Below are 19,320 nucleotides of genomic sequence, written 5' to 3'. Positions count from 1 at the left end.
GACAGGATGTCGCAGGCTTTGTACCCCGCCTAGCACGACGTGGCGATTTGTTCTCCGGATTGCGGGCCACGCTAAAAACACCGCTAAAGAGGTCAGGACGAGACGCCGGGTTGGTCAGAACCCACCGCGCCCCAGCCCTTGATCGAATGGGGATAATGGCGAAAGGGATCATGATGACCAAAAAAAACTCGACTGGGAAAGCCTGGAAAACCCAAACCAAACTCATCCACGACGGCGTGCGCCGCTCGCAATATGGCGAGGTCTCCGAGGCCTTGTTCCTGACGCAGGGCTTTGTCTACGACACCGCCGAGGCCGCCGAGGCGCGCTTCGTCAACCAAGGCGAGGACGAGTTCATCTACGCCCGCTACGGCAACCCGACGACTCGCATGTTCGAGGATCGGATGGCCGCGATTGAGGGCTGTGAAGACGCTTTTGCGACCGCCTCCGGCATGGCCGCCGTCGCAGGCGCTTTGATGTCTGTGCTGAAAGCGGGCGATCATCTGGTGTCCTCGAAGGCGCTGTTCGGGTCCTGCCTCTACATCGTCACCGAAGTGCTGCCGAAATTCGGCGTCGAGACAACTTTGGTCGATGGCACCAATCTGGACGAGTGGAAGGCCGCGATCCGTCCCGACACCAAAGCCGTGTTCTGCGAGAGCATTTCCAACCCGACGCTGGAGGTCATCGACCTCAAAGCCGTGTCCGATCTGGCCCATGCGGTCGGCGCCCTCGTGGTGGTCGACAACGCCATGTGCACGCCGATTTTCTCTTATGCGAAAGAGGCTGGCGCCGATCTGATCATCTATTCCACGACCAAACATGTGGACGGGCAGGGGCGCTGTCTCGGCGGCATCATCGCTGGCGACCGCGAGCTGATCCGGGGGCCTGTGGAGATGTATATCAAACACACCGGCGGCGCGATTTCGCCGTTCAACGCTTGGATTCAGCTTAAATCTTTGGACACGCTCGATCTGCGCGTGCGGCGTCAGGCGGAGACGGCGATGAAGCTGTGCGAGGCTTTGGATGGCCATCCGGCGCTCAACTCCGTGCGCTACCCGTCCTACAAATCGCATCCGCAATATGCACTGGCCAAAACGCAATCCGAGGCCGCAGGCACGGTGATCACCGTCGATCTCAAGGGCGGCAAGGAGGCGGCGTTCAAATTCCTCAACGCGCTCGAGGTCTTTACCCTGTCGAACAATTTCGCCGATGCGAAATCCATCGCGACACACCCCTGCACGACGACTCACAAGAACGTGCCGGTCGAGAAGCGCCCGGAATTGGGTCTGACCGACGGTCTCGTGCGGCTCTCGATGGGGCTTGAGGACGGCGAAGACATCATCGCGGATATTCTGAACGCTCTCGAAGCGGTTTGATCCAGTCGCAAATTTCCTTCGTAGTGGTAATATCTGTGAAACCTCTTATATGAGGCGCAGCGTTGAAGGGATTTTCGATGAACATGCATCCGAGCGATCTTGAGAAGAATGACCGGGCGGCCGCTGAGGCCGCTCTTGCGACCCTGCGGGACTGGGCTGCCAAGGCCACGCCGACCGAAGTGGCCGAGCTTGACCCGGCCATCGCGCGGCTTTTGCCCGAGGCCAATGATTTCGCCAACTACCCGGCGCTGCGCCGTGCCTACCCGGAAGATTTCGAGGTGGACGAGGCCTATAAAGAGGGGCTTCCCGATCTGCAAAACGGACCGGAAAGCCTGATCAAGGGCGCCAAGCGGCAAATCCAGCATGTCGGCATTTCGAATTTTCGCCTGCCGATCCGGTTCCGCACCCGCGACAGTGTGAATGGCGGCGGCGATCTGACGCTTGAGACCTCTGTCACCGGCACTGTGTCTTTGGAGGCGGAGAAAAAGGGCATCAACATGTCCCGCATCATGCGCTCGTTCTACAAACATGCCGAGCGCAGCTTTTCTTTCGACGTGATTCAGGCCGCGCTGCGCGATTATCAAAGCGATCTCGACAGTTTCGACGCGCGTATCCAGATGCGGTTTTCCTTCCCGGTGAAACGCCCGTCTTTGCGCTCCGGCCTTGAGGGTTACCAGTATTACGACATCGCGCTGGAGCTCGTGGAGATTGCCGGTAAAATGACAGAAATCATGCATTTGGACTATGTTTATAGCTCCACTTGCCCCTGTTCTCTTGAACTTTCCGAACATGCGCGGCGCACGCGGCATCAACTTGCCACGCCGCATTCGCAACGCTCCGTGGCGCGGATTTCGGTCGAGGTGAAGAACCAGCAAGACACGCTTTGGTTCGAGGATCTGATCGATCTTTGCCGCCAAGCCGTGCCGACCGAGACGCAGGTCATGGTGAAACGCGAGGATGAACAGGCTTTCGCCGAGCTCAACGCCGCCAACCCGATTTTCGTCGAGGACGCGGCGCGTTTGTTCTCCGAAGCTTTGGAAAACGACCCGCGCATCGGCGATTTCCGCGTGGTCGCTTCGCATCAGGAAAGCCTGCATTCCCATGACGCAGTCTCGGTCCTGACCGAGGGGGAGACCTTTGCCGCGCAAAGCCTCGATCCCAAGCTGTTTTCGACGCTTTTCCACGTTGGGTGAGCGGCCACGCCAAAGGCGCGCTTGACTTGGCCGCGAAGCCCGGCCAAGCCTTGGCCCCATGACGGACCTGAGACCTGTTGGATATGTGATCGGCACGCTTGTCGCCCTTTTGGGGCTGACGATGGCGATTCCCATGGCGGTGGACCTGCTCATGGGGTCGGGCGAATGGCATGTGTTCTTTCGCGCGGGCGTGATCACCTTCGTGATTGGCGCGGCCTTGTTGTTGTCGACCCAAAATGGCCAACAACAGGGCCTCTCGATCCAACAGATGTTCCTTTTGACCACGCTGATCTGGCTCATCCTGCCGTTGTTCGGCGGGCTTCCGTTCATTTTGGGCGCGACCGAGGCCGATCTGACCGACGCGTTTTTCGAGGCGATGTCGGGCATGACCACGACCGGATCGACGGTCTTCTCTGGCCTTGATGATCTGCCCGAAGGCATCCTCTTGTGGCGCTCCATGTTGCAATGGTTCGGCGGCGTGGGCATCATTGTGGTCGCCATGGTTTTCCTGCCCGAGTTGAAAGTGGGCGGCATGCAGGTGTTTCGCTCCGAAGCCTTTGATACCGATGGAAAAGTCCTGCCGCGCGCCGGTGAGATTGCCTCGCGCATCTCGGTCATCTACGTGGCGCTGACCTTTCTGTGTTTTCTGGGCTATGTCCTTGTCGGCATGTCGGTTTTCGATGCTCTGAACCACGCACTCACGACGCTTTCGACCGGTGGGTTTTCCACCCGAGACGCCTCCTTCGGTGCCTTTCAGGGCCCGGCGGAATATGTCTCGTCCTTCTTCATGATCCTGGCCTCGCTGCCCTTTGTCCGCTTCGTCCAGCTCATCGCTGGTACCGCCAAGCCGCTCTGGCGTGACACGCAAATCCACGCCTATCTGATCATCATTTTTGGCCTGACCATCGCCTTTGCGGTCTACCGCCTTTTGGTCAACGCCGATCATTTCGAACATTCCTTCCGCGAAGGCCTGTTCAACGTCACCTCGATCATTTCCGGCACCGGCTATGCCTCGACGGATTACCAGCTTTGGGGCGCTTTCCCGGCGGTGGCGTTTTTCTTCATCGGACTGATCGGCGGCTGCGCAGGCTCGACGGCCTGTTCCGTCAAGGTCTTTCGCTATCAGCTTTTGTGGGCCTCGATGCGGGCACAAATCCGCAAAATCCATAGCCCCAACGGCGTTTTCACGCCCCGCTATCAAGGCCACCCGGTGACCGAAGACGTGCTCTCCTCCGTGATGGCGTTTTTCTCGTTTTTCATCGTCACTTTGGGTGTCACGGCGGTGTTGTTGGCGGCCACGGGGCTTGATTTCATCACCGCCATTTCCGGTGCCGCGACCGCCTTGGCCTGTGTCGGGCCGGGGTTGGGCGACATCATCGGGCCTGCGGGGAATTTCGAGACCCTCAACGATCCGGCGAAATGGATTCTGGCCATCGCCATGCTGATCGGGCGGCTCGAGGTCATGTCGGTCTTCGCGCTGTTCACCATCCGGTTCTGGCGGGGGTAAAACGCATGGCGGAAAACACGGCCGAGGAAAACGAACACGTCCTGAGCTACTACCGTGTCCGGCAGGCGCTTGGTCTCGTGGCGCTCATCCTGCCGTTTCTGTTGATCGGCGGCGGCTTGCCCCTCGACGATCATTTGCGCGACTCCGTGTCGAACTATTTCTTTTCGCCGCTCAGAGAGGCTTTCGTCGGATCGCTTTTCGCCATCGGCGTGTTCCTGATCTCCTACAAAGGCTACCCGCGCCGTCGGGGCGAGACCTTTTCGGATCAAGTGCTGTCCAGCGTGGCGGGCGTCTCCGCGCTTTTGGTGGCGGTGTTTCCGTCTCTGGACGATTGTCTCGTGGTGAAAGCGAGTGAGAGCGACAGCTGCATCTTGCCAGAGATCACCGTGACGCAAAAACTTGTCGGCGTCGATTTGTCCGCTTGGGTGCATAACCTCTCGGCGGTGGTGTTCTTCCTCTGCCTCGTGGTGTTCTGCCTCGTGCAATTCCCGAAAACCCAAAGCCGCGTACGCCCCTATATTTACAAGGCCTGCGGCTACGGCATCCTCGTGGCGCTGGCGGTGATCGCCGGGTCTTTCGTCTACGCGCGCTGGGGCGGGGGGCAGGCGTTTGTCGCCCGCCATAATCTCGTGTTTTGGGGTGAGGCCGTGGGCATCTGGATTTTCGCGCTGGCCTGGTTGACCAAGGGCAAGGCGGATCAGGCGGCGCTGGCGTTGTTTCGGGCCTGAGGCCAAAGAAAAACCCCGCCGGTGAGGGCGGGGCTTTGTTAGATCCAGATAAAGATCAGTTCCAGCAGCTCACCAAAACCGTCATGTCACGCCCGATGGTGACCAGATCGCTGTCCGAAGCCCCCGCGGCGGCCTCAGAGGCGGACATGGTCACGCCGTTCTCGGACAGGAAACCGGCAATCTTTTCCATGTCATAGGCAAAGGCCACATCTTCGGGCAGGTCACGCCCCTGTGTCATCGCGGCAGAGGAGGCCAGCATGCCGATCACGGCGCCTGTGCTGGACAAAAGCGGACCACCCGCTTCGCCCGGAAGCGTGGTCATCGCGAGGCGCAGGATGTCTTCTTCGCCCGACAGGCCTTTGTGCTCGGCCATCAGACCATAGTTCAGCGTCGGCGCGCCAAGGCGGCCTTCGTAGGCAAAGCCGGAGACGGAAACCTCGGATTGCAGACGCGGCAGTTGGCTATCGAACCGGGCGATTTCGAGCGGGGCCAGAGCCTGTGCCGGGGTCAAAAGCGCCATGCCGTCAGCCGTCGCGGTGACGGTCGCGTCATAAGTCTCGTCGAGGGTGATCTTGGCGCAGCTTGCGACCAGAGCGGCCTCGGTCAGAACGGTGCCTTTCTCGTCGACATAAAATCCGCTGCCGGCCTTTTCCGGGCGGCGAATGTCGAGACCGGCCATCAGGTCGATGTCCTGCGCCGCACCTTCGCCGTAGGCATCGGGCAAGACGCCGTCGGTGGGCGCGAAAGACGCCTGCATCGCCTCCAAAGCCATCTGGTGGCGTTTCTCGTCAGTGGTGTTGCCGGGCGTCGGCCAGATCAGGGTCCAGCCTTTGACCACGCCATTCACCAGTTTGGCTTCAGTGTGGGAGGTGATCTGCGCATTGGTGCCGGTGAGGCTAAAGCTGTTCTGATCGCGCGACCGCGGGCCATCCATCGGCACTATCTCGAGAGTCTGCATAATCTCATAGAGACCGCCCAAAGTGGCCGCATCGCCGGTTTGCGAGATCAACAGGACCTGTGCGTCGGAGCCATCCTTGGCGGCATATTTCGCAAAAGGCGGCGTGTATTCGGAGAACTCTACGACGCCTGTCGGCAGGGTGATCGCGATGCCCGCGACGTCATCCACAACCGGGCGCAGGCCAAGGCTGTTCACCACGTCCTGATAGGCGGCCAGCACTTCGGCGCGTTGACGGGTGGTCAGAACGCCAGTGGTCTCATAGCCCTGAAGCGCCTGCCATTCGGCCATGGCGTTGCGGGTGCCGGGGCCAAAAGCGCCATCGATGCCGGAATTATAGACGCCCGCGAAATGCAGCGCGGTTTGCAGCGCCTCGCGTGCCGGGCGGTCCAATGCGCGCTCGGAGGCACGGGCCTCGGCCGGGGTTTCGTCCAGATCGACCGGCTCCATCGCGGTCTCGATCACCTCTTCGGCGACGGCATCCGTTGCCGGGGCTTCCGTGGCTTGCGGGGTCTCAATCGGCGCCAGCGTGGAAACATTCACACCGACCGGCCAAAAGGCATCCTGAAAACGGGTGCCATCGGTCAGGTAGCTGTCGCCGGGAATGCGGCCTTGGGCACGAAGCGCCAGACGCGCGGCTTCGGCCTCGGCCTCTGTGGCGTAGGGGCCAAGCGCGATGGCGTGCCAGCGGCCCGGCAGGTTGAAGCCCACGACATTCGGCAGGCCATTGGCATAGCCCTGAGCGGACTCGGTGGCCTGTGTCAGAGAGGGCTGTGCCTCAATCTGAATCCATTGTTCCGCCGAGAGAGCTGTGGTGAGGAACAGCGAAGCGGCAACGCCCAGAGGCGCGACTGCGAAAAACCTAGTCATGAAAACCCTTACTTTTTGTCGAACGGGCCATAGGGTGTCCTGTCGCCCTTGTTCGTCGTCTTTTCTTCGGGCGCTAAGAAAACAGGTTTGGGGCCGAGGTCAATATCCGGGCGGTCCGAGAGGGGCAGAAATGGAGGATATGTGATCGAATTGGGCCGGATTTCCGGCGTTCCGCCGCGAAGGGCCGGGATTGACCCATGATTGACCCATGATTGACCTATGGGTGACATTGACGCCCCCGCCGGGCTTGCCTATTGAAGAGCCGCATTCGATGCGTGAAAACACGGCCATCACTTTTGGCGAAACCTCTGGCGAAAGACGTCCCATGTCCGAGACTGTAGATAAACCGCGTTCCTTTCAGGAAATCATCCTGAGGCTTCAGGCCTATTGGGCCGCGAAAGGCTGTGCCGTGTTGCAGCCCTATGACATGGAAGTGGGCGCGGGGACGTTTCACCCGGCCACGACGTTGCGTTCTTTGGGGTCGAACTCTTGGGCTGCGGCCTATGTTCAGCCTTCGCGCCGTCCGACCGACGGGCGCTATGGTGAGAACCCGAACCGGTTGCAGCATTACTACCAGTATCAGGTGCTGATCAAACCGTCGCCGCCGGATTTGCAGGACCTCTATCTCGGCTCTCTGAAAGCCATCGGCATCGACACCGAGCTGCATGACATTCGTTTCGTCGAGGACGACTGGGAAAGCCCCACTTTGGGCGCCTGGGGTCTCGGTTGGGAGGTCTGGTGCGACGGGATGGAAGTGTCTCAGTTCACCTATTTCCAACAGGTCGGTGGCCACGATTGCCATCCCGTGTCTGGCGAGCTGACCTACGGGCTCGAGCGTCTGGCGATGTATGTTCTGGGCGTCGATCACGTCATGGATATGCCCTACAACGACCCGCAGGCGCCGATCGCGCTGACCTATGGCGATGTGTTCAAACAGACCGAGGAAGAATATTCACGGCACAATTTCGATGTCGCCAACACCGAAAAACTCCTGTCGGATTTCGTCAATGCCGAGAAAGAATGCCACGCCATTCTTTCGGTCGAACACATGGATCCGAAGACCGGCAAACGCATCATCATGGCGCATCCGGCTTATGATCAATGCATCAAGGCCTCGCATATCTTCAACCTGTTGGACGCGCGTGGCGTGATCTCCGTCACCGAGCGTCAGGCCTATATCGGCCGTGTCCGCGCGCTGGCCAAAGCCTGTGCCGATGCCTTCGTTTTGACCGAGGCGGGCGGCTGGAAAGCAGAGACTGAGTCCGCATGAATGGCAAACTGGTCGCAGGTGGTATCGTGATCTCCGCACTCGTGTTTGGCGCTGGCCTCTATTATTCGCAGGTCTACGCCTATTACAAACCGATCCCGGCCAATGCGCCGGCGGCGTCCGTCACTGTGACCACCTACGAAGGCCTGTCTGAGGACATCCTGGCCGAGAATTTCACCGGCATCGACGCCGACACCTCGCCGATCAAATTCCGCGCCTGTTTCACCACGCCCCTGTCCTTGCCGATGATGACGGAAACCTTCCAGCCCTATGAGGACGCCGCCCCTCTCGTGGCGCAGAAATGGTTCGACTGTTTCGACGCAGGCGTGATTGGCGCCGACATCGAGGCGGGCCGGGCCGTCGCCTTCTTAGGCGCAGAGAATTCTCCCTATGGCATCGACCGCGTGGTCGCCATCTACCCCGATGGCCGCGGCTTTGCCTGGAACCAGATCAACCGCTGTGGCGATGCCGTGTTCGACGGCGATCCCACACCCGTGGGCTGTCCGCCCGCTCCTGAAGGAAACTGACTATGGCTGACTTGCTGATCGAGCTCTTCTCCGAAGAAATCCCCGCGCGCATGCAAAAACGTGCCGCCGAGGATCTGAAATCTCTGGTGACGAACGGTCTGGTCGAGGCCGGTCTGACCTATGCCTCTGCGGGCGCCTTCGCGACGCCGCGCCGTCTGGCCCTGTCCATCGAAGGGCTCCTGGACGCCTCCCCGACCACGGTCGAAGAGCGCAAAGGCCCGCGCGTGGATGCACCCGAGAAAGCGCTCGAAGGGTTCCTGCGCGGGGCCGGTGTCACGAAAGACGAGCTTGAAATCCGCGATGAGAAAAAGGGTCAGGTCTATTTCGCCAAGATCACCAAGCCGGGGCGTCCGGCGGCCGAGATCGTGGCCGAGGTGCTTGAGGCCACCGTGCGCAATTTCCCTTGGCCGAAATCCATGCGCTGGGGGGCAGGCAGCCTCAAATGGGTGCGTCCGTTGCATTCCATCGTCTGCCTGATGACGCGCGAAGATGGTGCAGAAGTCGTCCCGCTCGACATCGACGGCATCACCTCCGGCAACACGGTTTGGGGGCATCGTTTCATGTCCTCCGGCAGCTTCAAAGTGACGTCTTTTGATGATTACGCGACCAAGCTGAAACAGAATTTCGTGGTGCTTGATGGCGCCGAGCGCGCCGATCACATCTGGCACGATGCCACCAATCAGGCCTTCGCGCAGGGTCTCGAAGTCGTTGAAGACAAAGGTCTTTTGGCGGAGGTTGCGGGGCTTGTCGAATGGCCGGTCGTGCTTTTGGGTGAGATCGGTTCCGATTTTCTCGACCTGCCGCCCGAGGTGTTGCAGACCTCGATGAAAGAGCACCAGAAATTCTTCTCCGTGCGCAATCCCAAAACGGGCCGCATCGAGAAATTCGTCACCGTCGCCAACCGCGAGACCAAAGACAACGGCGCGACGATCCTCGCGGGCAACCAAAAAGTGCTCTCCGCGCGTCTGTCGGATGCGAAATTCTTTTGGGAAAACGACCTGCGCACGGTGGAAGGCGACGGCATGGAGGCGATGTCCGCACCGCTCGCCAATGTCACCTTCCACAACAAACTCGGCTCTCAGGTGGCCCGCATCGCGCGCATCGCATCTCTGGCTGAAGAGATCGCGCCCATCGTGGGGGCCAAGGCCGATGAGGCCGGGGTGGCTGCGAAAGTGGCCAAAGCCGATCTCAGTTCTGAGATGGTCTACGAATTCCCCGAACTGCAAGGCATCATGGGCCGCTATTACGCGCAAAAAGCCGGGCTGTCTGACGCCGTGGCCGACGCCTGCCGCGATCACTACAGCCCGCTTGGCCCCTCCGACGACGTGCCGACCGAAGCGGTTTCGGTCGCCGTCGCTCTGGCCGACAAGCTCGACACGCTGACCGGGTTTTGGGCCATCGACGAGAAGCCCACCGGCTCGAAAGACCCCTTTGCATTGCGTCGCGCAGCCCTCGGTGTGATCCGTCTGTTGATCACCAACGATGTGCGTTTGCACCTCGACCGGTTCATCGACAGCCAGCTCCTGTTGCACAAGATTGCAGAAGCCGACGAGGATGACGGCATCATCGACACGTTGAAAGAAATCCTCGACGAGATCGCTGAACACGGCGTCTTCGGTGCGGCTTTCGATGCGATTGCCGACAAGCTTTCCGATGCGCAAAAAGACGCGGTGAACCAGGCGGCGGGCAATGTTCCTGACACCTCCGAGGACCTTTTGTCCTTCTTCCACGACCGTCTCAAAGTCTTCCTGAAAGACGAGGGCATCCGTCACGACGTGATCGACGCCTGTCTGGCGATGGAGGGCAATGACGACATCACTTTGCTCGTCAAACGTGCCCGCGCGTTGCAGGCGATGCTCGACACCGAAGATGGCACCAACCTCATTCAGGGCTTCAAACGCGCCAATAACATCCTGAGCCAAGCCGAGGAAAAAGACGGTGTCGAATATAGTTTTGGCCCCGATCTCAAATTCGCCGAAGTCGCGGAAGAGAAAGCGCTTTTTGCCGCTCTCGATGCGGCAGAAGAGGCGATCAAACCGGCGATGAAGGCCGAAGATTTCACGGCCGCCATGTCTGCAATGGCCGCGATGCGCCCGGAAGTCGATGCGTTTTTCGAGGCGGTTCAGGTCAATGCCGACAACGACATCGTGCGTCGCAATCGTTTGAACCTCTTGGGCCGTATTCGCGACATCTGCCTCTCGGTCGCGGATCTGACACGGATCGAAAGCTGACCTGAGACCGTTGCTGTGTTACCTTAGCGGCAACGGTTTCGGACGAAATCTCTGCGCCGTTACGGTTAACGGTTGCGCTCACGCGGCCTAGAGGCGTAGCGTGCCGCAACAGGGAGGTGCCGCAGTGCAGCAAGAGAGTGATATCCTTGGGTTCACCCGCATCCGCCGCGTCGCTCCGATCGCGGTTGAAACCCATGGCGGGCGGGCGAAATGCTTGCAGCGCCTGATCCGTCTTGATCTGCCTGTGCCGGAAACCGTCGCCCTGTCTTTTGACGCCGTGCATCGCCTCGCCGAGGGGTATCGCTTCGACAAAAAGGCGCTGTTGCGCGTGTTCGGCGATGCGCCTTTGCTCACTGTGCGGCCCTCGTCCGAGGACCCCGATTGGGGCGGACCGGGCGCCATTCTCAACATCGGCATGAACGATGAGCGCCACGCGGAGCTGACGCAGAGTCACGGTGCTGAGGCGGCAGACACGCTGTACTTGCGATTTGTGCAATCTTTTGCGGTGCATGTCGAACGTCTTGACCCGGAATTGTTCGAATTTGACACGTCTATGCCCGTGGCGGAGGCGCTGAAAGCGGCGCTCGATGCCCATGAGGACGAGACCGGCGAGCCGTTTCCACAAGACCCCGCAGATCAGCTGGGCCAGGTTCTGCGCTCCATGGCGCGGGCGTGGGAGGGCACAACGGCGCGGCTGTTGCGTCAGGCCAAAGGCGCACCTGCGGATGCTGGGCTTGGGCTGATTGTGCAGGCCATGTCCTTGGGGCTGGGGCCGGGTGAAAGCGGGGCAGGGGTTATGCAGTTGGTGGATTCGAACACCGGCGCGTCGCTGATCAAAGGCCGTTACAAACGCCAGTCGCAAGGCCGCGAGGCGGTCAACACTGGCGAATATGACGCCGATGAAGCGCTCTATCTGACCCGCGACAAACGCGGACTTTCCCTTGAGGAGGCGCAGCCAGAGCTGTTTGAGACGCTCGTCGAGATGTCGAAACTCTGCCGGGTGCGTCTTCGCGAAGAGATGCAGGTCGAGTTCACCATCGAGAACGGCCAGCTTTCGGTGCTGGACGCTGTGCGGGTGCAACGCAGCTCGCGCGCGGCCCTTCGCATCGCGGTGCAATTGGCCGAGGATGGCATCATCCCGCGCGAAGAGGCGATCACCCGTGTGCCCGCGCGCTCTCTGACCGAGCTGTTGCACCAACAGGTTGATCCCAAAGGAAAACGTGACGTCGTGGCCAAGGGCATCGCCGCCTCGCCGGGCGGCGCCGTGGGCCGGATCGTGTTCAATTCCAGCGTGGCGCAGAGCTATGAATCGCGTGGCGAGCCCTGCATCCTCGTGCGGCGCGAGACCACGCCCGAGGACATTCGCGGCATGCATTCCTCTGTCGGTATTCTGACCGAACGCGGCGGGGTCACTTCGCATGCGGCGGTGATCGCGCGTGGCATGGGCGTGCCCTGTGTGGTCAGTGCCTCGATGCGGATCAACGCGCGCGAACGCACGCTGACGCTGTCTGATGGGCGCACGCTCGAAGAGGGCGATATTCTGACGCTCGACGGCTCTGCTGGCGAGGCGCTTATGGGCGCGGTCAAAATGCTGCCGCCGGTGAAGGATCACTGGTACTTGCAACTGATGGAATGGGCCGATGCGATCCGTGACATCGGGGTGCGCGCCAATGCCGACACGCCCGCGGATGCCGCCATGGCGCGGGACTTCAAGGCGCAAGGGATCGGGCTGTGCCGCACCGAACATATGTTCTTTGAAGGCGACCGTCTGACCGTGATGCGCGAGATGATTTTCGCCTCACGTCACGAAGATCGGGCGGAGGCGATTGCGCGGCTTTTGCCTATGCAACGATCTGATTTCATAGAACTTTTCCGCATCATGGAAGGCCTTCCGGTCTGTATCCGCCTGTTCGATCCGCCGCTGCATGAATTCCTGCCCTCCGACCGCGAAGGCGCCAAGGAACTGGCCGAAGCGCTCGATCTGCCGCTCTCTGACGTGACGCGTCGGATCGAATGGCTGTCGGAATTCAACCCGATGCTGGGGATGCGCGGCGTGCGGCTGGGCATCACCTTCCCCGAGATTTACGAAATGCAGGCCCGCGCGATTTTCGAAGCCACCATCGAGGCCTCGAAACACGGTGCACCGGTGGTGCCGGAGATCATGATCCCGCTGGTCTCGGCCAAACGTGAGGTCGAATTGGTCAAAACCCAGATCGACGGCGTGGCGGCGGCGGTGCGCAACCAGACGGGGGCGGATTTCACCTATCGTCTGGGCGTGATGGTGGAAACGCCGCGGGCGGCCTTGCGCGCGGGTGACATCGCGCAAAGCGCAGCTTTCCTGTCCTTTGGCACGAACGATCTGACCCAAATGGCCTATGGCCTGTCGCGCGACGACGCGGGGCGGTTCATGAATTCTTATGTGCAACAGGGTGTCTTTCCCGAAGATCCCTTCCACATGCTCGATTTCGAAGGCGTTGGTGAGCTGTTGAAAATCGGGGCCGAGCGGGGACGTCAGGCGCGACCTGAGCTGACGGTTGCGGTTTGTGGTGAACACGGTGGTAACCCCGAATCTATCGCCTTTTGTCGGGCCGCTGGGTTCGATTACGTGTCCTGTTCGCCCTTCCGTGTGCCCGTGGCGCGCCTTGCCGCTGCGCAGCTTGTCGCCTACGGTGCAAAATAGTCACATTCTTATGGCAAGGCGCTGAAAATAAAGGCGGATGATGGTCCGTTTGTAGGTGTTTTCCGGCGCTTTGCTGCTTATCTCTTGACTGTCCAGGAAGGGGGCTTGGGGCCCTGGGCTGGACCTTTTGGGACATTTGACCTATCCCCCCGCTCCGAAAACACCCGTGAGGCCCCGCAATCTGGGGCGCAATGGAGGGGCAACCCTATGCAAATCCCAGCTAAGCTCAAGGCGCTCGCGCTTGTGGTTACGCTCGGCGTATCGACACTTCCGGGCCAGTCCCGTGCAGAGGTGACGGTGAGCCACTCGAACGATCCGAACCCGGTGCTTGGGCTCGAATTGAACGCGCTGTTGAACCAGGAGCGCGACGGTCTTGAAAACGTCGATGCAGATGCGATCGAGCGTCTCTTGGCCAGTTTCAAGCCGAAATCCAACACGCCGACGATCTCCTACACGCAGGACTTCCTCGCCAAACAGCCCGCCGCCCAAGGCGGTGAGCAATGGCAGTGCCTCGCGGAGGCGCTCTATTTCGAAGCGCGCGGCGAAAGCGTCAAAGGCCAGTTTGCCGTGGCCGAGGTGATCCTCAACCGCGTCTCTTCTCCCGCCTTCCCGAACACGGTCTGCGGTGTGGTGCATCAGGGCACGGGGCGGAAATACCAGTGTCAGTTCACCTACACTTGCGACGGCTATGCCGATGTCGTGCGCGAAAAAGGCGCTTGGACTCAGGTCGCCAAAGTGGCCAAGTTGATGATCGACGGTGCGCCGCGTACTCTGACGCAAGGGGCAACCCATTATCACACCCGTGCCGTCAACCCGCGTTGGGCGCGTGCTTTCGCGAAAACCGCGCAGATCGGCGTTCACATGTTCTACCGGATGCCGCAGGCCTAACACCTCAGATCACGGAATTGTTTCAGGCCCCGCCGGGAAAACGGCGGGGTTTTGCCATTTCAGAGGTGGGCCTGTGCGCCGGGCGATTGGGTCTTGGCCCACCGCCGCCAAAGCTGTAGCAAAGGCCAAAGTTTCGAAAAGGGACCGTCAATGTCCGAGATCAGACAGGCTTTTGAGCACCCCGAAGCGCGCGCGCTGGCGACCTCTGACGCGGCACCGCTTGACCGGATTTCATTGCGCGACCATGTGGTCGATGTCGAAATCGGTGCGTTTCAGGCCGAGCGCGGCGTGCGCCAGAGGGTGTCCTTCAACATCGTCGTGGAACTGACGCCGGTCACCGGCCCGATTGACGATGATGTCGACCGCATCCTGTCCTACGACCGGCTGACCGAGGCGATCCATATCGAGTTGGAGGCCGAGCGTCTCAACCTGCTCGAAACCCTTGCTGAGCGCATTGCTGAACGCATTCTGGCCGAGCCGCGCGCCTATCGCGTCTTTGTGCGGGTCGAAAAGCTCGACCGGGGGCCCGGCGCGCTTGGTGTCGAGATCGTGCGCAGCGCGGATCAGATCGGGCATGCAGAGGCCATGGAAGCGCCCGTGCCGCATCCGCTGATCGTGCATCTGGGACCGGAGTCTTTGGAGAGCGCGCAGCTCACCGCTTGGATCGACGCGTTGGAGGCCGATCCGCGTCCTGTCATTCTGACCGTTGGCTTGCCCTCGGGCGACTGGCCCGAAGCGGGTCATAAGGCGGCGCAGCGGCGGATTGATCTTTTGGCGATTGAGCAAAACGCCTGGGTTCTGGCCGGGCGTGACGCCCGCTGTGTCGTGCGCGCAACGCGGACCGAGTTGGATTGGGCGATGAAACACGATCAGATCTCTGTCTGGGCGCCGTCGAAAATGGTGCTCGACGCGGTGCATGGGCCGAAAGGCGACATCGCCGAAATGGTCGCTTGGCTGGCGCAGGAGCTTTCCGCGACCAAGGTACTAAGCCTCGGCGCGGTGGAGATCGAAGGTGCCGAGCGCCGCGACGCGGATGCTGCGGTGGAGCTGTCCTGAGATGACGCAGCCCTTCTATGACCGACCGCTCCCGAGCTGCGACCCGGCCCGGCCCGAGGGCGCGTTGACGCTGGCGGGCGGCTGGTGCTGGTTCACCCATGTCGAACGCCTGCGTCGTGACGCGCCGCCGGAGATTTTGCGGGTCTCCGCGCTGTCCGAAGAGGCCCGCACGCGGTTGACTGCCGCCCGTGCCCCGATGGCGGGGCTCGATCTGAGCGCCCCCTCGGTGATGAGCATTCTCAACGTCACGCCGGACAGTTTCTCCGATGGTGGTAAATTCGACCGCCCCGAGGCGGCGCTGGCAGAGGTGCAGGAGATGATCGCGGCGGGTGTCGAGATCATCGACATCGGTGGCGAAAGCACGCGACCCGGTGCCGATTACGTCGCGGTCGAGCAAGAAATCCAACGCACCGCGCCGGTGATTTCCGCGATCCGAGAGATCAGTTCTGTGCCGATCTCTATCGACACACGAAAAGCCCCTGTGGCGCAGGCCGCGCTCAAGGCGGGCGCGAGCCTTGTGAATGACGTCTACGCCTTTACCCATGACCCTGATCTGGCGCGGGTGAGCGCGGAGACGGGGGCGCCGGTCTGTCTGATGCATGCGCAGGGTGATCCCGAGGTGATGCAGGATGATCCGCAGTACGACAACGTGCTGCTCGATGTGTATGACTTCCTCGAAGGCCGTATCAAACTGGCCGAGGCGGCGGGCATTTCGCGTGCGCAGATCCTCGTCGATCCCGGCATCGGTTTTGGCAAAACGGTTGAGCATAATCTCGCACTTCTGGAGCGGATTTCACTGTTTCACGCTCTGGGCTGCGGCATTCTTTTGGGCGTGTCGCGCAAAGGCTTTATCGGCAAGATCGGCAAGGCCCCCGTGGCCCAGGACCGCGCGCCGGGCACTTTGGCGGTGACCATGGCGGCGCTTGGGCAGGGTGTGCAAATCCACCGGGTGCATGATTTTAAAGAGGCAAAACAGGCGCTTGCCCTGTGGCAGGCGGTAACTGGTGTGAGGAGAGACAGCCATGACGCGTAAATTCTTTGGCACGGACGGGGTGCGCGGGCGCGCCAACAGCCATCCGATGACCGCCGAAATGGCGTTGAAACTCGGGGCCGCCGCCGGGCGTTATTTCCGGCGTGACGGCTCGCGCGAGCACCGTGTGGTGATTGGTAAAGACACGCGTCTGTCGGGCTATATGTTCGAGACCGCGATGACGGCGGGCTTCACCTCGACGGGCATGAATGTGTTTCTTTTGGGGCCAGTGCCAACGCCGGCTGTGGGCATGCTCACGACCTCGATGCGCGCGGATGTCGGCGTGATGATTTCCGCCTCGCACAACCCCGCCGAAGACAATGGTATCAAGTTTTTCGGCCCTGACGGGTTCAAACTGTCGGATGAGGCGGAGAGCGAGATCGAGCGGCTGATGGAAGAGGGCGTCGAACCCGCGCAGGCGCAAAATATCGGTCGGGCGAAACGCATCGACGACGGGCGGTTCCGCTACAATGAGCGGGTGAAATCGACCCTGCCGCGCGGGATGAATTTCCAAGGTCTGAAAGTGGTGATCGATTGTGCCAATGGCGCGGCCTATCGCACCGCCCCCGAGGTGCTTTGGGAGCTGGGCGCCGAGGTGATCCCGGTGGGCACGGTGCCCAACGGCAAGAACATCAACGATCATTGTGGCTCGACCTATGTCCAGACCGCCGCTGAGGCCGTGGTGGCCCATGGCGCGGATGTCGGCATCTGTCTCGATGGCGATGCGGATCGGGTGATGATCCTCGATGAAACTGGCCGCGTGGCCGATGGCGATCAGCTCATGGGCTTGATGGCCAAGGCCTGGGCCGATCAGGGACGTCTGTCTGGCGGGGCATTGGTCGCGACCGTGATGTCGAACCTCGGGCTGGAACGGTTTCTGGAGGCTGAAGGCCTGCGGTTGGAGCGCACCGCCGTGGGCGACCGCTATGTGGTCGAACGGATGCGTGCCGGGGGCTTTAACCTTGGCGGCGAACAATCCGGTCATATCGTGATGAGCGATTATGCCACGACGGGCGATGGCCTTTTGGCGGGGCTTCAGTTCCTCGCCGCCATGGTCGAAACGGGCAAGAAAGCCTCTGAGCTGACGCAGGTGTTTGAACCGGTGCCGCAGCTTTTGCAGAACGTGCGGTATGGCACGGGGCAAAAGCCTTTGGATGATGCGGGCGTCAAAGCGGCGATTGCAGCGGCGGAAGCGAATTTGAATGGCAACGGGCGGTTGCTGATCCGCAAGTCCGGCACCGAGCCTCTGATCCGCGTGATGGCCGAAAGTGTGAGCGAGAGCGTTTTGAATACGGCGGTCGAGGATGTCGTGGCGGCGGTGAAGGCCGCGACGCAGTAAACCCTGAAAATGTTCGAAAAAGACAAGAAAGGCGGCTCTTAGGGCCGCCTTTTGTGCTTCCTGACAAGGATTGTACGCGTTTAGCGACCCAGCGGAATGATGAACCCGGTCGAGATGACGCCATAGATGTCGTCGTCATAGCCGGTCGCGGCGTTGAGGAAGAGGGATTTGTAATTCAATTGCACAGAGGGCGCAAAGCCGGTGTATCCGTCGCCAAAGGAGTGGATATAGGCGCCGACGATCCCGGCCTGTGCGTGGTCCCCAATGTCCCACATTTTGGCCGCTGACAGATGTGCGGAGGTGTCCGACCGGCTGTCGCGATAGGCACCAAAGGTGTAGTTCAGCCCATAGGCGCGTTCCGCCCAGGTGAACATCAGCCCCGGATTGAATTCGTTGAAATCGTCGCCATCATCCTCGCCCCAATCGCCATAATGATGCGAGGCCAGTGGGAGGACGGCGTAATCGGGGGCCAGACCGTCCGCGAAAACAGGGGTGGCGGTCAGGAGAAGGGCGGTAAGAAGGGCTTTGATCTGCATCGGTCTCATGGATTTGGCGTGTCTCTCGGCGTTTTGTACAAAAAGCGGCGCCGAATTAAGGCCTTGTCAGGGCAATTGCGAGATCATGCACCGCCGGTGAATGGTGCGTAGGCCAAGGACATGCCGGCGTTCATCAGGGTCCAGATGACGCCCACGATCTTCCACCCGAGACCTGTGTCTCCTTTGGGCTTGGCGAGCCAAACGGCGCGGGCGACGAACAGGAAATAGACCCCCAAGGCCACGAAAGACGTTGATAACAGGAAGGAGAGAGATGGTAGAAAAGAGGCAATGGTGAAGAGGAGCACCATCAGGGGCAAGAAGAGCAGCGCGGCAAGGTAATTCCCGGCCCAAAACGTGTCGCCCAGCCCCTCGCGCCCGGCCAAGAGGCTTTTCCAGAAGCCAAGGGTGAACATCCGCGCGCGCTCATCGAGGACTTCGTTTTCGTTCTCTGGCGTCAGATCGGCGGGGATGTGGTCGTCATGCTCGGGGTTGGTCATGGGGCACTCCTTTGCGCGCATCCTGCGCATGAAAAAGGGCGCCCCGCAAGGCGCCCTTTCACCGCAGTCCGTCAACCGCGCAATTTGTGGTGCAAGATGATCGGCACCACCAGGTCTTCCTCATCCGTCAGATGTCGATTGAGGATCGCGCCGATGTCCTCGGCGTGACGCAGCACCGTGCCGGTCTCGTCATACATGTCGGCCGGGGACAACTGCGCAAGTTGCACAACCCGGTTGGCGACACGTTTGAAATCGTCCAGCGTGCCATCCAGCTCCTCGTGATCTGTCTCCAACATATCGAGCCCGGTGATCAGACGGCTCTCCGCCGCTCCAAGCTCGGGAAAGAACCGACGGTCTTCCCACGTATGATGTCCGTGCAGGCTCTGGAGCAGGATGTGCCCGTATTTCGCGAGCTTTTGCGCATAAATTTGGTCCTCCATCTTTTTGTCCAGAAACGCCTCGCTGTCCTCCCGGATATAGGAGGATAAGGTCCGGAATGTGTCATGAGCGCCCATCCATTTCTGGACAGAGCGGGCGAAGTTCGGGTGATCCGGCCAGGTCACGCGCGGATACTCCCGAAGCAGGAGCTGCATCTCTTCGGGCAACCCCTGTCTTTCGTGTACAGGGTAAGTCATGGCGGGGA

The 19,320-nt window shown here is 60.8% G+C and carries 16 protein-coding genes and 1 riboswitch; of the genes, 12 read left to right on the top strand and 4 right to left on the bottom strand.

Annotated elements, in window-relative coordinates; genetic code table 11:
* The first annotated feature begins 29 nt into the window (after positions 1–29).
* A riboswitch (SAM riboswitch) is annotated at positions 30–108 on the top strand.
* Positions 109–173: 65 nt separating this feature from the next.
* The 4 genes from metZ to ACN0X0_RS12590 all read left to right on the top strand — a co-directional run bounded on the left by metZ (position 174) and on the right by ACN0X0_RS12590 (position 4,801).
* The gene (gene metZ, locus ACN0X0_RS12605) at positions 174–1,373 is read left to right on the top strand and encodes an O-succinylhomoserine sulfhydrylase (protein WP_417279438.1); all 1,200 of its coding nucleotides are present in this window, start codon (positions 174–176) and stop codon (positions 1,371–1,373) included.
* Between the two features lie 77 nt (positions 1,374–1,450).
* A complete protein-coding gene (gene folE2 / locus ACN0X0_RS12600) occupies positions 1,451–2,566 on the top strand; it encodes a GTP cyclohydrolase FolE2 (RefSeq protein WP_417279437.1) in 1,116 nt (371 codons plus the stop codon).
* A 58-nt stretch (positions 2,567–2,624) separates the two neighbouring features.
* Positions 2,625–4,073, top strand: a complete 1,449-nt coding sequence (locus tag ACN0X0_RS12595) for a TrkH family potassium uptake protein (RefSeq protein WP_417279436.1) — start codon at positions 2,625–2,627, stop codon at positions 4,071–4,073.
* 5 nt (positions 4,074–4,078) lie between these two features.
* Complete coding sequence (locus ACN0X0_RS12590; RefSeq protein ID WP_417279435.1) at positions 4,079–4,801, top strand: DUF998 domain-containing protein; 723 nt, start codon at positions 4,079–4,081, stop codon at positions 4,799–4,801.
* A gap of 55 nt (positions 4,802–4,856) precedes the next feature.
* On the opposite strand, the gene ACN0X0_RS12585 is transcribed toward ACN0X0_RS12590, so the two are convergent.
* A complete protein-coding gene (locus tag ACN0X0_RS12585) occupies positions 4,857–6,626 on the bottom strand; it encodes a serine protease (RefSeq protein ID WP_417279434.1) in 1,770 nt (589 codons plus the stop codon).
* Positions 6,627–6,951: 325 nt separating this feature from the next.
* Between ACN0X0_RS12585 and ACN0X0_RS12580 the strand changes: the two genes are divergently transcribed.
* From ACN0X0_RS12580 to glmM, 8 genes are all read left to right on the top strand, one after another.
* The gene (locus ACN0X0_RS12580) at positions 6,952–7,896 is read left to right on the top strand and encodes a glycine--tRNA ligase subunit alpha (RefSeq protein ID WP_417262131.1); all 945 of its coding nucleotides are present in this window, start codon (positions 6,952–6,954) and stop codon (positions 7,894–7,896) included.
* Positions 7,893–8,420 carry a DUF6446 family protein gene (locus ACN0X0_RS12575; RefSeq protein WP_417279433.1) on the top strand — a complete coding sequence of 176 codons (528 nt, stop codon included), beginning with the start codon at positions 7,893–7,895 and terminating at the stop codon, positions 8,418–8,420. Before ACN0X0_RS12580 ends, ACN0X0_RS12575 begins: the two co-directional genes overlap by 4 nt.
* Before the next feature lie 2 nt (positions 8,421–8,422).
* On the top strand, positions 8,423–10,651 hold the full coding sequence (gene glyS / locus ACN0X0_RS12570) for a glycine--tRNA ligase subunit beta (protein WP_417279432.1): 2,229 nt from the start codon (positions 8,423–8,425) through the stop codon (positions 10,649–10,651).
* 124 nt (positions 10,652–10,775) lie between these two features.
* Entirely contained in the window at positions 10,776–13,331 is a 2,556-nt protein-coding gene (locus ACN0X0_RS12565) for a putative PEP-binding protein (protein WP_417262128.1), read from the top strand.
* 207 nt (positions 13,332–13,538) lie between these two features.
* Positions 13,539–14,219 (top strand): cell wall hydrolase, encoded by a 681-nt coding sequence (locus ACN0X0_RS12560; protein ID WP_417279431.1) that lies wholly within the window; start codon positions 13,539–13,541, stop codon positions 14,217–14,219.
* Positions 14,220–14,369: 150 nt separating this feature from the next.
* A complete protein-coding gene (locus tag ACN0X0_RS12555) occupies positions 14,370–15,275 on the top strand; it encodes a dihydroneopterin aldolase (protein WP_417279430.1) in 906 nt (301 codons plus the stop codon).
* 1 nt (position 15,276) lies between these two features.
* Positions 15,277–16,308, top strand: coding sequence for a dihydropteroate synthase (folP, locus tag ACN0X0_RS12550; protein ID WP_417279429.1), 1,032 nt, complete (start codon positions 15,277–15,279; stop codon positions 16,306–16,308).
* Positions 16,298–17,644, top strand: coding sequence for a phosphoglucosamine mutase (glmM, locus tag ACN0X0_RS12545; RefSeq protein WP_417279428.1), 1,347 nt, complete (start codon positions 16,298–16,300; stop codon positions 17,642–17,644). The genes folP and glmM overlap by 11 nt, the downstream gene beginning before the upstream one ends.
* 80 nt (positions 17,645–17,724) lie before the next feature.
* Here the strand turns inward: glmM and ACN0X0_RS12540 are convergent, their stop codons facing one another.
* From ACN0X0_RS12540 to ACN0X0_RS12530, 3 genes are all read right to left on the bottom strand, one after another.
* Entirely contained in the window at positions 17,725–18,189 is a 465-nt protein-coding gene (locus tag ACN0X0_RS12540) for a hypothetical protein (RefSeq protein WP_417279427.1), read from the bottom strand.
* Between the two features lie 74 nt (positions 18,190–18,263).
* Positions 18,264–18,677, bottom strand: coding sequence for a hypothetical protein (locus ACN0X0_RS12535; RefSeq protein ID WP_417279426.1), 414 nt, complete (start codon positions 18,675–18,677; stop codon positions 18,264–18,266).
* 71 nt (positions 18,678–18,748) lie between these two features.
* On the bottom strand, positions 18,749–19,282 hold the full coding sequence (locus ACN0X0_RS12530) for a hemerythrin domain-containing protein (RefSeq protein ID WP_417279425.1): 534 nt from the start codon (positions 19,280–19,282) through the stop codon (positions 18,749–18,751).
* Positions 19,283–19,320 lie beyond the last annotated feature (38 nt).

The sequence above is a fragment of the Celeribacter sp. genome (assembly GCF_048270365.1).
GTDB lineage: Bacteria > Pseudomonadota > Alphaproteobacteria > Rhodobacterales > Rhodobacteraceae > Celeribacter.
This window is presented reverse-complemented; position numbering and strand designations above follow the sequence as displayed.

Coding starts and splice junctions, on each gene's coding strand:
- ACN0X0_RS12580 (WP_417262131.1), top strand. CDS start 6,952: ATGTCCGAGACTGTAGATAAACCGCGTTCCTTTCAGGAAATCATCCTG.
- ACN0X0_RS12560 (WP_417279431.1), top strand. CDS start 13,539: ATGCAAATCCCAGCTAAGCTCAAGGCGCTCGCGCTTGTGGTTACGCTC.
- ACN0X0_RS12555 (WP_417279430.1), top strand. CDS start 14,370: ATGTCCGAGATCAGACAGGCTTTTGAGCACCCCGAAGCGCGCGCGCTG.
- glmM (WP_417279428.1), top strand. CDS start 16,298: ATGACGCGTAAATTCTTTGGCACGGACGGGGTGCGCGGGCGCGCCAAC.
- ACN0X0_RS12590 (WP_417279435.1), top strand. CDS start 4,079: ATGGCGGAAAACACGGCCGAGGAAAACGAACACGTCCTGAGCTACTAC.
- folE2 (WP_417279437.1), top strand. CDS start 1,451: ATGAACATGCATCCGAGCGATCTTGAGAAGAATGACCGGGCGGCCGCT.
- ACN0X0_RS12595 (WP_417279436.1), top strand. CDS start 2,625: ATGACGGACCTGAGACCTGTTGGATATGTGATCGGCACGCTTGTCGCC.
- ACN0X0_RS12535 (WP_417279426.1), bottom strand. CDS start 18,677: ATGACCAACCCCGAGCATGACGACCACATCCCCGCCGATCTGACGCCA.
- metZ (WP_417279438.1), top strand. CDS start 174: ATGACCAAAAAAAACTCGACTGGGAAAGCCTGGAAAACCCAAACCAAA.
- folP (WP_417279429.1), top strand. CDS start 15,277: ATGACGCAGCCCTTCTATGACCGACCGCTCCCGAGCTGCGACCCGGCC.
- ACN0X0_RS12540 (WP_417279427.1), bottom strand. CDS start 18,189: ATGAGACCGATGCAGATCAAAGCCCTTCTTACCGCCCTTCTCCTGACC.
- ACN0X0_RS12575 (WP_417279433.1), top strand. CDS start 7,893: ATGAATGGCAAACTGGTCGCAGGTGGTATCGTGATCTCCGCACTCGTG.
- glyS (WP_417279432.1), top strand. CDS start 8,423: ATGGCTGACTTGCTGATCGAGCTCTTCTCCGAAGAAATCCCCGCGCGC.
- ACN0X0_RS12585 (WP_417279434.1), bottom strand. CDS start 6,626: ATGACTAGGTTTTTCGCAGTCGCGCCTCTGGGCGTTGCCGCTTCGCTG.